The organism is Paenibacillus doosanensis, from assembly GCF_025060755.1.
In the GTDB taxonomy this organism is placed as follows: Bacteria; Bacillota; Bacilli; order Paenibacillales; family NBRC-103111; genus Paenibacillus_S; species Paenibacillus_S doosanensis.
In genome coordinates this window covers 65242-79293 of sequence record NZ_JANYUY010000004.1, presented here as the reverse complement: position 1 = coordinate 79293, position 14052 = coordinate 65242, and the positions used below count along the sequence as shown (strand labels likewise).

The 14052-nt window shown below is 55.5% G+C and carries 13 protein-coding genes; 7 read left to right on the top strand and 6 right to left on the bottom strand.

Translation table 11 applies throughout. From position 1 onward, the window contains the following. Nucleotides 1-197 precede the first annotated feature (197 nt). From N0M98_RS05420 to N0M98_RS05410, 3 genes are read right to left on the bottom strand one after another with little or no spacing between them, the layout of a single operon-like run. Entirely contained in the window at nucleotides 198-2066 is a 1869-nt protein-coding gene (locus N0M98_RS05420; protein ID WP_259617157.1) for an ABC transporter ATP-binding protein, read from the bottom strand. Beyond that, on the bottom strand, nucleotides 2059-3825 hold the full coding sequence (locus tag N0M98_RS05415; protein ID WP_259617156.1) for an ABC transporter ATP-binding protein: 1767 nt from the start codon (nucleotides 3823-3825) through the stop codon (nucleotides 2059-2061). Before N0M98_RS05415 ends, N0M98_RS05420 begins: the two co-directional genes overlap by 8 nt. A gap of 29 nt (nucleotides 3826-3854) precedes the next feature. Continuing rightward, on the bottom strand, nucleotides 3855-4268 hold the full coding sequence (locus N0M98_RS05410) for a MarR family transcriptional regulator (protein WP_375295444.1): 414 nt from the start codon (nucleotides 4266-4268) through the stop codon (nucleotides 3855-3857). Between the two features lie 508 nt (nucleotides 4269-4776). Between N0M98_RS05410 and N0M98_RS05405 the strand changes: the two genes are divergently transcribed. Further along, nucleotides 4777-5202 carry an Rrf2 family transcriptional regulator gene (locus tag N0M98_RS05405; RefSeq protein WP_259617154.1) on the top strand — a complete coding sequence of 142 codons (426 nt, stop codon included), beginning with the start codon at nucleotides 4777-4779 and terminating at the stop codon, nucleotides 5200-5202. 219 nt (nucleotides 5203-5421) lie between these two features. Here the strand turns inward: N0M98_RS05405 and N0M98_RS05400 are convergent, their stop codons facing one another. Beyond that, nucleotides 5422-5982 (bottom strand): GNAT family N-acetyltransferase, encoded by a 561-nt coding sequence (locus N0M98_RS05400; protein ID WP_259617153.1) that lies wholly within the window; start codon nucleotides 5980-5982, stop codon nucleotides 5422-5424. A 176-nt stretch (nucleotides 5983-6158) separates the two neighbouring features. On the opposite strand from N0M98_RS05400, the gene N0M98_RS05395 reads away from it, so the two are divergent. Further along, nucleotides 6159-7178 (top strand): LLM class flavin-dependent oxidoreductase, encoded by a 1020-nt coding sequence (locus N0M98_RS05395; protein WP_259617152.1) that lies wholly within the window; start codon nucleotides 6159-6161, stop codon nucleotides 7176-7178. A 3-nt stretch (nucleotides 7179-7181) separates the two neighbouring features. Further along, nucleotides 7182-7499, top strand: coding sequence for a hypothetical protein (locus N0M98_RS05390; RefSeq protein ID WP_249860500.1), 318 nt, complete (start codon nucleotides 7182-7184; stop codon nucleotides 7497-7499). Between the two features lie 214 nt (nucleotides 7500-7713). Here N0M98_RS05390 and N0M98_RS05385 read toward each other — a convergent pair whose 3' ends face one another. After that, nucleotides 7714-9480, bottom strand: coding sequence for a sulfatase-like hydrolase/transferase (locus N0M98_RS05385; RefSeq protein ID WP_259617151.1), 1767 nt, complete (start codon nucleotides 9478-9480; stop codon nucleotides 7714-7716). A gap of 211 nt (nucleotides 9481-9691) precedes the next feature. Between N0M98_RS05385 and N0M98_RS05380 the strand changes: the two genes are divergently transcribed. From N0M98_RS05380 to N0M98_RS05365, 4 genes are all read left to right on the top strand, one after another. Next, nucleotides 9692-10279 carry a TetR/AcrR family transcriptional regulator gene (locus N0M98_RS05380; RefSeq protein WP_259617150.1) on the top strand — a complete coding sequence of 196 codons (588 nt, stop codon included), beginning with the start codon at nucleotides 9692-9694 and terminating at the stop codon, nucleotides 10277-10279. Between the two features lie 73 nt (nucleotides 10280-10352). Continuing rightward, a complete protein-coding gene (locus N0M98_RS05375) occupies nucleotides 10353-11330 on the top strand; it encodes an aldo/keto reductase (RefSeq protein WP_259617149.1) in 978 nt (325 codons plus the stop codon). Between the two features lie 103 nt (nucleotides 11331-11433). Continuing rightward, on the top strand, nucleotides 11434-11979 hold the full coding sequence (locus N0M98_RS05370; RefSeq protein ID WP_259617148.1) for a glutathione peroxidase: 546 nt from the start codon (nucleotides 11434-11436) through the stop codon (nucleotides 11977-11979). Nucleotides 11980-12278: 299 nt separating this feature from the next. Continuing rightward, a complete protein-coding gene (locus tag N0M98_RS05365; RefSeq protein ID WP_259617147.1) occupies nucleotides 12279-12488 on the top strand; it encodes a hypothetical protein in 210 nt (69 codons plus the stop codon). Nucleotides 12489-12729: 241 nt separating this feature from the next. Here N0M98_RS05365 and N0M98_RS05360 read toward each other — a convergent pair whose 3' ends face one another. Next, nucleotides 12730-13860 carry an FtsW/RodA/SpoVE family cell cycle protein gene (locus tag N0M98_RS05360; RefSeq protein WP_259617146.1) on the bottom strand — a complete coding sequence of 377 codons (1131 nt, stop codon included), beginning with the start codon at nucleotides 13858-13860 and terminating at the stop codon, nucleotides 12730-12732. Nucleotides 13861-14052: the final 192 nt, after the last annotated feature.

The following is a 14052-nucleotide window of genomic DNA, read 5'->3' as shown; positions in this document are numbered from 1 at the left end:
GCTGCTGCGGGTATATTTCGTAATTATTTTATGGACGAATGAGGCGGAAGGTGACGACGGAAGGATGGATTCAAGCCGGTCGGGATACCGACGGGGAGGCTGTAAGAAAGATCTCTATTCGGACTATGAAACGGCAAAAAAAGAAGCCCGCGGCATGAAGCATATATGCCTGGGGCTTCTCGTCGGCAGAGCGGATTTCACCCGACCCGTTTAAACTGGCTGTTATACAGCTCGTAATAAAATCCTTGGCTGTCCAACAACTGTTGATGAGTGCCGCGTTCGATAATTTCGCCGCCGTTAATAACCAGAATTTGATCGGCTTCGCGAATCGTGCTCAGCCTGTGAGCGATGACGAAGCTTGTGCGCCCCTTCATCAGGGAATTCATCGCTTCCTGAATATGCATTTCTGTGCGCGTATCGACGCTGCTGGTCGCTTCGTCCAGGATCAGGATGGCCGGGTCGGCCAGGATCGCTCTGGCGATCGTAATCAGCTGCCGCTGCCCCTGGCTTAAGTTGCTGCCTTCGGCCGACAGCACCGTATCGTAGCCTTGCGGAAGCTTCCTGATGAAACTGTCGGCGTTGGCCAGCCGCGCCGCATCCTCAATCTGCTCATTCGTCGCGTCCAACCGGCCGTAGCGAATATTTTCGCGAATCGTATCGGCGAATAAATACGCATCCTGCAGGACGATGCCGAGCTGACGCCGAAGCTGGTCTTTATCGAGGTCGCGTATCCGCTGGCCGTCGATAGTAATGGTGCCTTCCTGAATATCGTAGAAGCGCGTCAGCAGGTTGATGATGGTCGTTTTCCCGGCGCCGGTCGGTCCGACCAGGGCTATCGTATCGCCGGGGTTGGCCGTGAGCGATACATTTTTCAGCACGGGAATGTCCGGCTTGTATCCGAACGACACGCCGCTCAGGACGACTTCCCCGTTCACCTGGCGCAGCTCCCGGCTGGCCGTAGCGTCCTCGTATTCGGTCTTTGTATCCATAATCTCGAATACGCGCTCGGCTCCCGCCACGCCGGACTGGATCATATTGAACTGGTTGGCCAGATCGTTAATGGGCCGGCCGAACTGTTTGGAATAGTTCAGGAAGCTGACGATGATGCCGATGGTGGACATATCGTTTAGGACCATCCAGCCGCCGACGGCGGCGATCAAGGCGAAGCTGATGTTGTTCAGCACGTTCATTACCGGCCCCATCATGCCGCTGAAGATTTGCGCCTTCGTGCCGACGTCCCGCAGCTTCGTATTAATGTCGTTGAATTGTTCGATGGTTTTGGCCTCGCGCCGGAACGACTTCACGACCTTTTGCCCGGAGACGGTTTCTTCGATAAAGCCGTTGATTTCGCCCAAATGCTTCTGCTGTCCGCTGAAATGCTTCCGGGTATACCCGGATATTTTGCCTGTGACGAGCATGACGAGCGGAATCGTGATCAGGCTGAGCAGAGTCAGCCAAATGTTCAGCTTAAGCATGAACAGCAGCGCGCCCGCCACCGTAATGACGCTTGAAATAAGCTGAGTTACGCTTTGATTCAGCGTGTTGGACACATTCTCGATATCGTTGGTCGTTCGGCTCATCAGCTCGCCGTGAGTTCTGCTGTCAAAAAACTGCAGCGGCAGCTTCTGAATCTTCGCGAACAAATCTGCTCTCAGCTCGCAGACGGTGCGCTGCGATACCCCGGTCATGACATAGGCTTGGGCCCAGGTCATAGCGGCGCTGAGTACGTAAATGGCCAACAAGGCGGCGCACAACCGGATGAGACCGCCGTAATCGTGCGGAATAATGTACTTATCGATCGCCAGACCGATCATGTAAGGCCCTGCCAAGGCCAAGCCCGATCCGATAACGGTCAGGATGAACACCGAAATCAGCCCGGCCCGCTGCCGGCGCAAATAGTGCCATATTCTTTGCAGGGTAGCCCGCGTGTTCTTCGGACGCACCTTGGCCATCATGCCGCGGCCCGGCCCCCCAGGTCCGCCGCCCATAGGTCCGCCCATTCCCATCGGAGGGCTCATCGGTCTTGCGGAGCTTGCAGATTGCGTGTCGCGGTTCGACTCAGCCATGGGCCACCGCCCCCTTTCCAAGCTGTGAGTTGTAGATGTCCTGATATTCCGGGCTGCGCCGGATCAGCTCGTCATGCGTTCCTTCGGCGACGATGCGGCCGTCGTCCAGCACGAGAATTTTGTCGGCGTCGAGCACCGAGGTGATGCGCTGCGCGATGATGAAGCAGGTGGTGTCCTGCATCAGCGATTTGATCGCCGCTTGAATCCGCGATTCGGTGCCCAGATCGACGGCGCTGGTGCTGTCGTCGAGAATGAGAATGGCCGGCCGAAGGAGCAGCGCGCGGGCGATTGAGACCCGCTGTTTCTGCCCGCCGGACAGATTGACGCCCCGCTGTCCGAGCTGGGTGTCGTAGCCGTCAGGCATCCGCATGATGAAATCATGCGCATCGGCGGCTTTGGCGGCCGCCTCGACTTCTTCCTGCGCGGCGTCGGGCCTGCCGAAGCGGATATTGTCGCGGATCGTGCCGGTGAAGAGTATTGCCTGTTGAAGCACCATGCCGATATGACTGCGCAACTGCTCAAGCCCGATATGGCGAATGTCGGTGCCGTCAATCAATACCCGGCCCCGGGTCGTTTCATACAAGCGGGGAATGAGGTTGACCAGGGTCGATTTGCCCGATCCGGTCGCTCCGAGAATGGCTATCGTCTGTCCGGGCTCGGCGGTAAAATCGATATCCTTCAGCACCAGTTCTTTTTGTTCTGCCAGCGTATCGGCCGGGGCGAAGGAGTCTGCGTTATACGTGAACGACACCCGCTCGAAGCGGACTTGGCCCGAGCGCACGGCGCTGTGCGCGGCAGGCCCGGCGTCGGCGATTTCCGATTCGGTCCGAAGCACCTCGTGAATCCGGTCGGCGGAAGCTTTGGCCCGCGAAATGAACATGAGCATCATCCCTACCGATAGCAGGGAAAATAGCACCTGCGTCACGTAGTTGATGAAAGCGATCAAATCCCCGACAGGAAGCGACCCTTCCCAAGTCAGATTGCCCCCGTACCAGAGCACGGCGACGATGCTGACGTTCATGATCAAGGTCATGACGGGCATATTCAAAGCGACAATCCGCGTCGCCTTCATCGCCATGTCGGTATAATCGTTGTTGGCTTTGCCGAAGCGCCCCGTTTCATAGCGGGAGCGCACGAACGCTTTGACTACGCGAATGCCCGCCAAATTTTCCTGCAGCACGTTGTTCACCGTATCCAGCTTGTTCTGCACTTTGGAGAAGAGCGGAAACGCATAGCGTATAAGCAGGAATAAGACGATGAATAAAACCGGAATGACGACGGCCAGAATACCGGCCAGACGGAAGCTGATCGTAACGGCCATAATCAAGCTGCCGATCGCCAGAAACGGCGCCCGGACCAAGATGCGCAGTGTCATTTGCACCAGATTTTGCATTTGCACGACATCGTTGGTCAATCGGGTGACGAGCGATCCGGCTTTAAATTGATCGAGATTGCGGAAAGAAAACGATTGCACTTTTTGAAAAAGATCGCTGCGAATGTCAGCCCCGAAATGCTGAGAGGCGATGCTGGAAAAGTAGGTGCATCCGATCCCCCCGATAAGGCCGATAAGCGCCGTGCCGAGCATCAGCAGCCCGGTTGTTTGAATATGCGGCAGATTTCCCTGAAGAACGCCCTCGTTCACAATGCTGGCCATGAGTTTAGGCTGAAGCAAATCCATATAGACCTCAATCAGCATAAGAAGAGGGGCCAACAGCGCCGATTTCCAGTAAGGCTTCAAATAACGAAATAATTTCAACACAGCCTTGCACCTCGCTAATATTTTGTCGACTAAATACTTTCCTCGATCTGTTTCAGATTGTTTTGCATATGAAGAAGGAACCTCCGCAGCAGCAGTTTTTCTTCTGCCGTAAACTCCTCGAACGTATGAAGCTCAAGCGACTGCATCGTCTCCTTCACTGCTTGAATGGCCTGACGGCCCCGCTCAGTGAGAAATACCCGCGATATGCGCTGGTCACGCGTATCCGACATGCGCCGGACTAGCCCCGTCTTCTCCATGCGCGTCAGCATAACGGTCAGTGTAGCGGGCTTAATCCGCAGCTTGCGAGCGAGCTCCTTCTGGCTCTGCCCGTCTTCCTCGGAGAGCCGGAACAGAAGGGGCGGCTGGCCGGGATACACTTCGATGCCTTGCTGCTGCAAAAGCAGATGCAAGGTGTGGCGATGAAGTCTCATGATGTTCGACATCGTATGGGTCAACGCTTCGGAAGAGTTGGGATGCACCGATTGTCCTCCTTTATTTAATTAGCCGACTAATTCAAATTGTAAAACAGTGGAAGCCTCGGCGTCAACGCTCCCTCCAAAAAAAAGTGAGTCTGGGGCAGCGTCAAATGAATTTTATTGAATGGGCGTGAATGGGCGTTTTTATCGGCGCTATCGACGCAGATCAAGAATCGGTTCCGGAAGATTACTTTGTCCATGAGCATCGTGTCATTAAAGCGCGCCGGTTATTTTTTAATAGGGCCGGGGAGATAATAGGACGGTTCAAAGATCGGAAGAGAGCAAGCAATGAGGACGTTGACAAAACGGAGCATTGTAACTAAAATCATTACAAGTTCGATGAGACCGTTCAATGCGGATGATTTGCTAAGGCAAAGCTTAAGCACAAGCGTACGAAGCCAGTTTTGTTAACGCAAACCGAGCATAGGCTTACGAAGCTAATTTTGCTATCGCAAAATTTTAGGTGGTGAACCCAATGACAATCAGCAGCCGCTACGCGGTCGCCATTCACATACTCTCGCTGCTTGAGATTAATAAAGAAGAGCGCATCACCTCCGATTTCATCGCCGGCAGCGTCAATACGAATCCCGTCGTGATCCGCCGGATTATCGGGATGCTCGGCAAAGCCGGGCTCGTGATTACGAATCCGGGAGTGGCGGGAGCGCAGCTGGCGCGGCCCATTGACCGTATCACGCTGCTCGATGTTTACCGTGCCGTTCAGTCGGATCCGGAGGAGGAACTGTTCGCGCTTCACGACAATCCGAACCCGCAGTGTCCGGTGGGAAGGAATATTCAAGGGGCTTTGGAAGGAACATTCGCCCAGGCGCAGAAGGCGATGGAGGAAGAGCTGAGAAAAGTAACGCTGCAGCAAATTGTACATCAAGTAAGTCAGGAGCCGTAGGGAGCTGGCCGTACCCGTTTCGTATATTTATGACAGGAGAACCGCCACACGCGCAAGAGGGGCGGAAGAAGCTTACTGCGGCATAAAACGGACCGATAACTGTAGGAAGATATAGGCACGCAAAGAGGAACACTTCATGCCGGATTGAAGTGCTCCTTTTTTGCTTGAAGCAGCTTCGAAGCCAAGGCCTCGCTTCGTAGGGTTATTGTGGGCAGAAAGCTATATCTGTTTGACCATGTGATAATAAGTTTTCTTATTAATGATCGTTTCCTTATCGGTGCTATATCCGAGCTTCGTATATAAGCTGCGCGCCCGTTCGTTATATTCCTCTACGTTCAAGGCGATTTTGTCGTAGCCGCGCCGCTGCGCCTGCCTCTCCGCCGCTTGAATCAGCTCGGTGCCGAAGCCGCGCCCGCCCCATACGGGGGATACGGCGAGAGCGTCGATATAATATTCGTCCTCGTCCGCTTCTTTATCGAGAGTCAGCGCAGGGTCGTTCTTCAATCGGCGCAACCGGTCTCTTATGGGCTTGTCTATCGCTTCGGCCTCCGAGCCGTGATAGCATAAGATCATTCCGGCGACATTCTCGCCGGCGATTTTTACCAAAATATTGGAATGACTGAACCGGTTGCCCGGTTGCAGAAAAAACTGTTGAAGCGCATCCAGTACTTCTTCTTGCGTCTTGGCTCCCGTCAATTGATACCCGATATCTTGAATGGCATCGAACAAGAGCTGTACGACGGCTACGGCATCGGACGGCTGCGCGGTTCTGATTGTCATCTGCTTTCCTCCGTTCACAGCGAAATTCTTCGATAAAATGCTGCTCTCATTGTATACTATAAATGTCGAAATCTGAAATTTCGGGTCCCGCGCCTGCGGTTCCGGCTATTTGCGGATAGCTTGGAAGCGGGCTGCCGGGAGCTGTGCGTACATAGACGAATGAGGAGGGATACCCCGTGCGGTTAAGTGTACTGGACCAATCTCCGATTGCGGAGGGCAGTACCGCGTCGGAAGCGCTGGCGCAAACGGCCAGGCTGGCTCAAGAGACGGAGAAGCTCGGCTACCACCGGTTCTGGGTTTCGGAGCATCACTTTACGATCAGTCTGGCGGGCTCCAGCCCGGAGGTGCTGATCAGCCATTTGGCAGCTAAGACGAAGAAGATCCGTATCGGCTCGGGCGGCGTTATGCTGCCCCATTACAGCGCCTATAAAGTGGCGGAAAATTTCCGCCTGCTTGAAGCATTGTATCCGGGCCGCATCGATCTGGGGATCGGGAGAGCGCCGGGAGGCATGCCGCTGGCTACGATGGCGCTGCAGGAAGGCAAGACGGGAACGCTCGACAAGTATCCGGAACAGCTCGAAGATCTGATCGCGTATCTTCACGATACGCTGGGGGATTCGCACCGCTTCGCGGGCTTGCGGGCAACCCCTGTAGTGGATTCGGCTCCGCAGCTTTGGCTGCTCGGCTCGAGCGGGGAGAGCGCCAGGCTTGCGGCCCGTACCGGAGCCGGTTTCGCCTTTGCCCAGTTCATTAACGGATACGGCGGCGCGGATGAAATGCGCGGCTATCAGAGGCAGTTTCAGCCGTCTGTGTTGGGCGAGCGGCCGAGTTCGCTGCTTGCCGTCTTCGTTATCTGCGGGGAGACGGAGGAAGAGGCGAACGACGTGGCTTCGAGCCTTGATCTGACGCTGCTGCTGTTAGAGAAGGGGCGCAGCTCCCAGCAAGGGACGCCCTCGATAGACAAGGCGAAGCGTTATCCTTATACGCCGTTTGATCTGAGCCGGATTGAAGATAACCGCAAACGAATGATTGTCGGCACGCCGGAACAGGTCAAGGAGCGTATGCTTCGCTTGGCGGAACGTTACGGCACGGGCGAAATGATGGTGGTCACGATTACCCATGATTTTGAAGCGAGGCTTAAGTCGTACCGTCTTCTTGCGGACGCCTTTCAGCTTCCGGCAAGGGAGCTGGAGTAAGCGATGACGATGCTTCGCAGAGAAGAGCCGCTTACGTCCGCCGGCCAAGAAGCGCTTGCCGAGCAATTGAAGCTGACGATAAGGCAGTGCGCAGCCAATGCGGATTTGCCGTTCTGGGGGGAAGTGTTTGCAGTGCTTCACCAAATGAAGAAAGTACCTGTGGACCGCATGCCGCTGTACCGGATTCACCCGATCGGAGAAGTGGCCTACGATGCAAGCAAACGGCGCTTTATCGTCCGCATTCCCGATGTCGATATTACTATGAAAGACGCGGAACTGGCCGATGCGATTGTGAAGCAAGGGTTGTTTCATCCGCAATAGAACGAGCTAGAGCCAAAGCGGCAGGCAGAGGGGGACCTCTGCCTTTTTTGTTTGAAGGGGAGAACCGGATTGCAGGGAAACTTCGATGAATCGGTCTGTGAAGAGGGGCGGCCGCAGCGGCGGTCAACGGATTCCAATCGGCCGCACTCCCAAGGGTAACGGTTGCCGTGGCGCTTAGGTGGCTCCGAGCCGTTACCTAACGGCCCTGCATGATTTATTGCGGAGCATTCGGCGGCTGCGGAACGCCGCAGTCCGGCGCGCCGGGAACGCTGCCGCTGCTGGGGATAAGCCGCTTCGCGGCGCATTGTTCCTTCAGCAGCCGGTCGAGGACGCTTTGGATGCGCCTGGTTTCGGCGGTGGCGTAGACCGGGCAGGCCAGATTGCGCTGCTCCCAAGGATCGTCGGACAGATCGTACAGCTCGAATTCATCGGGCGCCGGGGTTTCTCTTGTAACCGTAACGCAGACGGAGTTTGCCGTATGCGCTGTGATTGCGACGGGGTCGCTCCAAAATTGCGGGTTATCGAAATAGCGGGTATACTTCCACACTTTTACAGCGTTCTCGCTAGGAAGCTCCGCTATGACTGTCTCCACATGGTTCGGCTGAACGACGGAGCTGTAGGGGACGCCGAAAAGCGAAACTTGATGCAGCCCGCGGGTTACGTCGTCGTCCGTCATGAAATAAACCGGCTCGCCGGCCCGGTCCGGTCGGCCTTGACCGAGCAGCAGCGGCGCGAGATTGCGCCCGACGAGTGGACGCACCTCGTTATGGGTGCGTCGCAGCCGCTCCTGGATGGCCGGAATGTCGGCGCAGGCCAGACCGAGCAAGGTCGGCAGCAGGTCTACGTGGCTTGTAAGCATGTCGGCGGAGGATCGGCCGGCATACAATACCGGATTGTGGACGATGAACGGGACGTGAATGCTTTCCTCGTAGGCTTGATACCATTTCTGAAACAAGCCGCCATGGGCGCCCAGCAGGTCTCCGTGATCCGAGGTGAAGACGACCAGCGTATCTTCATAGAACGATGACCGCTGCAGCTCCCGAAACACCCTCAGCATCTGCTGATCGGCCTTCTTTTGCAGGGAATAGTACAGGCGGCGGTAATGAAGCGTATCCCGGGTCGGCTGGAATGCATGAGGGAACACTTCGCGGTAGCTTCGCTGCGCGGAGGGCTTCGTATCGAGCGATTCCCCCGAGGTCGGCGCCGGAGGGACATCCGGGACGGAAGGGTCGGCATCGAATCGGAAGGCCGGGACATGCTTCGAAATTTCTCCGTACAGCGCAATGTCATGCGGATTTACGTAAGAAGAAACGATGAGCCACGGCGTATAGGATGACCCCAATGGCAGCGATTGCCGCTCCGCTTCTAGACTCGCCAGCAGCTCGATGGTTTCCTCGGCATAGACGGGATCTCTGCCGCTGACGCCATAGGCGGCCGAACCGCCTGTGGAGCGCGGGCTCCGGTGGAACGGCTCGGGCCCGACCCAGTCGTGGAAGCCGTAGTCCTGGAGCCGGTCCGCTCCAAGATACTGGCGCACCTTCTGCAGGTCCGGGACGCCGGTGCGCTCGTCATAGCTAAGAAGCGGCGCCTTCGTACCGGGTATGAGCAGGTCGGCCTGGGACACATGCCACTTTCCCTTCAAGTATGTGCGGTAGCCGAGCTCGCGGAAATAGTCGCCCATCGTCGGCACGGTGTTCGGATCGAGCCAGAACATATCGGCGTCGAAATCCCCTTTGGCTGCGCCCGGCGTCTGACTCACCCCGTGAAGAGAGGGATACTGGCCGGTGAAGAGCGTCGCCCGGCTCGGAGAGCAGGCGGCGCTGCCGATATAGTGCCGCTTCAGCTCCATCCCCTTTTCGCGCAATTGCTCCTGCAGTACAAGATGGCTGCTGCGCCATGCGCGCAGCGCTTCGTTCTCGTAACTGACGGGAAATCGCTCCTCGTCCACGAGGAAAAGAAGAATATTGGGCTTCTTTTTCAACAAGACCGCCTCCGCTCCTTTGGTGACCCTAAGAATACTGAGAACGACCCGCTGCCGGGCCGGTTTTCCGATACTCTACTATATGCGAGAACGCCCGAAGTAGGCGGGAAGAAGCCGAATCTATCCGGCAAAGCCGTGGGCGGCGAATAATTCTGTACTTTTCGTTCCAAAATAATATAATAGATGTTACAATGCGAGAGAGGGGGACGTTATGGCGCGACCCAGAGATTTTGACCGGCAGCAGGCCCTGGAGCGGGCTATGCATATATTTTGGTCCAAGGGGTATGAAGGAGCGACGATGCCCGATCTGCTGGAAGGGATGGGGGTCAGCCGGTCGAGCCTGTACAACGCGTACGGGGACAAGCTGGCGCTATTCCATGAAGTGGTCGCTCATTACCGGCAGACGATAGGGGAGTCCAAACGTCAACCGCTGCTCCGGAGCGATTCGGCCAAGCAGTGTATTCGGAGCTACTTGCAGCTGCTGGTCGATACGGCGCTTAGCGGCGACGGAACGCATCCCGGAGGCTGCTTGTTCACCAACCTGGCAACCTCTTTGGAAACGGCGGATGAGTCGGTTCGGCAGACGGTTCTGCATAGTCTGAACCAGTTGGAACAGCAGTTGTACGATGTTTTGGAACGGGGACGTCAGTCGGGTGAGATCGCCGCGGATAAGGATATTCGCAGCATAGCGCGAATGCTGCTCGGGCTCGCCCAAGGGATCAATGTCGTATCCAGGGCGAGCAAAGACAGGGAGCAGCTGGAGGGGATGGTCCGGGCCGCTATGACGGCGCTGGAGTAATCCGACATCCTCGCGGCGAAGCGCGGCAGAGAAGCCCGAAGCATGTTAACCGGATAAAAGGAGGCTTATGCTCATGCAATTTCGGCGATTAGGAAACAGCGGATTGAAAGTATCCGCGCTGGGACTCGGTACGAATGCGTTCGGCAAGCGGGCGGATCGGGACACTTCCGAGCAAATCATTCGCTATGCGATCGATCAAGGAATTAATTTCATCGATACGGCCAATATTTATGCCCAGACGGAGTCGGAGCGGATCATCGGCTCGGCTCTGGAAGGCAGACGCCATGACGTCGTTCTCGCCACCAAGGCGGGGCTGGTTCGCGGTGCGGGGCCTAACGAAAGCGGGTCGTCGCGCTATCACCTCCAGAAGGAGCTGGAGGACAGCCTGCGCAGACTGAAGACGGATTATGTGGATTTGTACCAGATTCATACATTCGATCCGGATACGCCTTTGGAGGAGACGCTGCGGGCGCTCGACGATATGGTCCGCTCCGGCAAAGTGCGGTATATCGGGGCTTCCAATTACGCGGCCTGGGAATTGATGAAGGCGCTAGGAATCAGCGACCGGCTCGGTCTGAACCGCTTCGTATCGACGCAGACCAGTTATTCGCTGGCCGACCGGACTCCCGAGCAGGAGCTGGCGCCGCTTTGCCTGGACCAAGGCGTCGGCATCATCCCTTATTTCCCGCTGGCCGGGGGGATATTGACCGGCAAGTATGCCTCCGAAGGAGAGGCTCCTGAAGGCTCGCGTGCCGTTACCGATCCGAACTTCCGTAAATTTCTAAGCGAAGAAAGAATCGCGTTAGGCAGGGAAGCCGTCAAGCTGGCAGAAGAGGCCGGCTGCACGCCGGGAGCGCTGGCTCTGTCCTGGCTGATGCGGCAGCCTGCCGTGTCGACCGTTATTGTAGGGGCGACACGCGTGGAGCAAGTGAAGGAAAACTTGCGGAGCCTGTCCATTCAGCTTGATCCGGAGCGTCTGCAGATGCTGGAGGAGATCAGCCGGCCGTTCCGCTACGGCGAACCGTTCGCCGTGTACCGTCTGCCTCGCTGACAAATGCCAAGTCGAGCTTGACGAGGCGCCAGCGGCGCAGCGACGGGAGAAGCGCGCTGAGCTGCTGCGCCGAATCCAACACCATACAACGGAGGAATGAACCATGTCCATCTATGATATTCAGGCAACGACCATTCAAGGCAAGGACGTCAATCTGGGGCAGTATGAGGGCCAAGTGCTTCTTATCGTCAATACGGCGAGCAAATGCGGATTCACTCCGCAATATACGGATCTGCAGAAGCTGCATGAAAGGTATGGCGAGCGGGGGCTGCAAATCCTCGGTTTCCCTTGCAATCAGTTCGGCGAGCAGGAGCCCGGCAGTCATGAAGAGGTACATACTTTCTGCCAGATGAACTACGGCGTACAGTTCCAGTTGTTTGAGAAAATCGATGTGCGGGGCCGCGAAGCCCATCCGCTGTTTCGCTACTTGACGGAGCGGGCGCCGTTCAAAGGGTTCGACCTGAGCAATGCCAGCGGCCGGCTTCTTCACGCCTTCCTGCAGGAGAAGCAGCCGGAACTGTTGATCGGAGACGAGATCAAATGGAATTTCACCAAGTTCCTCGTTGACCGCAGCGGCCGGATCGTCGGCCGGTATGAGCCGGCTGTGGAGCCGATGGATATGGAGCCGGCGATTGAAGCGCTGCTGTAAAAGATCTTATAGCGTACTCATAGCATAAACCTATAGTATAACCATACGAAGACTGCCATTCGCGCGCACGAGCGCTTGAGGGCAGTCTCTTGTTTACTGAGGCGAAGAATGCGGCAGACCGCCGCAGTATATTGTGCCTAATCGGTCCTATCTTCGCGATTTCCGTCTTGAAGGTGACGCGGATGACCGAGCGGACCAGCGCCTCGCCCCAATGGTCCTTGGCTTCTTTTCACATCTCGGAAATGGAAAGCGTCGTTCCTCTCTCATTCATTTGACGGTGAAGCTCCTGCAGGGTGGTTTTGACGGTAACGTTTCGCTCGTTAGCCGTATCGATCAGCTTGGACAAGTGCTCGGGCAGGCTCTGCTTGAATAAAGGACAAGAACTGACAAACGTGAAGAAAAAAATGAAAAAATTGTTGCACGTGGAGCAATATTTGTCGTTTCAGCAAAGATGCTACGACAATTTGTTTCATTATCGGATCGCGCTGTCGCTGGCCAGAGCGGCATAAGGATATATTTTTACGCAGGCACGAAGTTAGCGCTTCAGGAGAACCTGTTCATCAAAATGAATCCATCGCTCATGGCTCAAATGCATTACGGTTCTTTCGTATACGCAGTTAAAGCCTATCTGCACGGGAAGCTTACGCTTTCGGACGAAGAAATCAAACGTCTTATCGAAGCCACATGGAATAGTGTCAGTGTCCGCGAGTAAAGCAAATATTACCCTCATCGATTTTCTGCCGTTCTGTCTTACGGCCGCTGATGAATGCGCGAGCTGAGAATCAGCCCGATGGAGAACATGTTAATGGCCATTGAACTTCCCCCGTAGCTGATGAACGGAAGCGTAATCCCGGTCAGCGGCATGATGCCCATCAGCATCCCCATATTTTCGAAGATTTGAAACAGCAGCATGGCCGATACGCCGGCCGCGATAAAGGCGGCGGCATAGCTCTCCTGCAGCTTGAATAAAAGCAGCTTGCTGATTAAAACCAAGTAAAGCGCGATGAGCAGGGAGCTGCCGATAAAGCCGAATTCCTCGCCGATCACGGCGAAGATCGAGTCGGAATAGGCGAACGGAATGCTGCCGTTGTTTTTGGAATCGCCGAGCAAGTAGCCCTCGCCTTTCAATTGGCCCGAGCCGATGGCGGTAATCGTATTTTCCACATGATATCGGGCATCCCGCGAAGCGCTCTCCGGCACGAGAAACGTATCGATCCGCTCGGACCAGTGTCCGAGTTTTTTGCTAAGCAAGTACTCCTCTATCGGCTCATGATAATGAATATAACTGTAGACGAAAGCCGTTAACGAAAGCGCAATGGCCAGAATGAGCGCAACGGAATGCTTGTATTTCAGATTGCCGACCCACAGCAGGTTAAGGAAGATGACGATATAGATGATTGCATTGCCCAGATCGGGCTGGATCAGCACCAGCGCGAAAGGCAGCAGCGTAAGCAATGTCAGCGGCCCGACGTCCTTGATCAGCCGCAGATGATCGTATTCGCGGTTTTCGAGATATTTGACCAGCGCCAAAATGAGAAAAATTTTCATCAGCTCGGCAGGCTGAAAGGTGAAGCCGAAGGGCAGAGAGAACCAGCCTTTGGCTCCGTGAATCTCGTCGCCCAGCTTATAGACGAGCAGCAGCAGCAGAGCGCCGATGCCATACAGATAATACGCTATTTTGACGAAAATCCGATAATCGGTGGCGGCGGTGAGCAGCAGAATTGCGAATCCGATCGCATAGTTAATGATGTTTTTCATTGGCAAGCTTTCGTACTGCGGATCATAGACCGTGGCGCTCTTGATGAGCAAGGTGCTGATAAGCATAAACAGGAGCAGGATGATGACGACGGGATAATCTATTTTTTTAAGATGGCGAATCATAGGGCTGCAAAATTCTCCTTTACTGCAATGCGGTACTCTAGCTTCGCTATTACCCTACTAGCAGATTCTAGCAAACTTCTTATAGTGTACCATACCCGGCGGCCGTTAGATACTTGGATTAGACGGCCGGGACGAGACAGCGTTTTCGATAAATATCGCATATCCTACACCTTCGGTAATCAATAGGATCGC

Bases quoted from the DNA above. Each gene is read 5' to 3' on its own strand.
- N0M98_RS05420 (WP_259617157.1), bottom strand. From the start codon at position 2,066: ATGGCTGAGTCGAACCGCGACACGCAATCTGCAAGCTCCGCAAGACCG.
- N0M98_RS05410 (WP_375295444.1), bottom strand. From the start codon at position 4,268: ATGTCGAACATCATGAGACTTCATCGCCACACCTTGCATCTGCTTTTG.
- N0M98_RS05405 (WP_259617154.1), top strand. From the start codon at position 4,777: ATGACAATCAGCAGCCGCTACGCGGTCGCCATTCACATACTCTCGCTG.
- N0M98_RS05400 (WP_259617153.1), bottom strand. From the start codon at position 5,982: ATGACAATCAGAACCGCGCAGCCGTCCGATGCCGTAGCCGTCGTACAG.
- N0M98_RS05390 (WP_249860500.1), top strand. From the start codon at position 7,182: ATGACGATGCTTCGCAGAGAAGAGCCGCTTACGTCCGCCGGCCAAGAA.
- N0M98_RS05380 (WP_259617150.1), top strand. From the start codon at position 9,692: ATGGCGCGACCCAGAGATTTTGACCGGCAGCAGGCCCTGGAGCGGGCT.
- N0M98_RS05375 (WP_259617149.1), top strand. From the start codon at position 10,353: ATGCAATTTCGGCGATTAGGAAACAGCGGATTGAAAGTATCCGCGCTG.
- N0M98_RS05370 (WP_259617148.1), top strand. From the start codon at position 11,434: ATGTCCATCTATGATATTCAGGCAACGACCATTCAAGGCAAGGACGTC.
- N0M98_RS05360 (WP_259617146.1), bottom strand. From the start codon at position 13,860: ATGATTCGCCATCTTAAAAAAATAGATTATCCCGTCGTCATCATCCTG.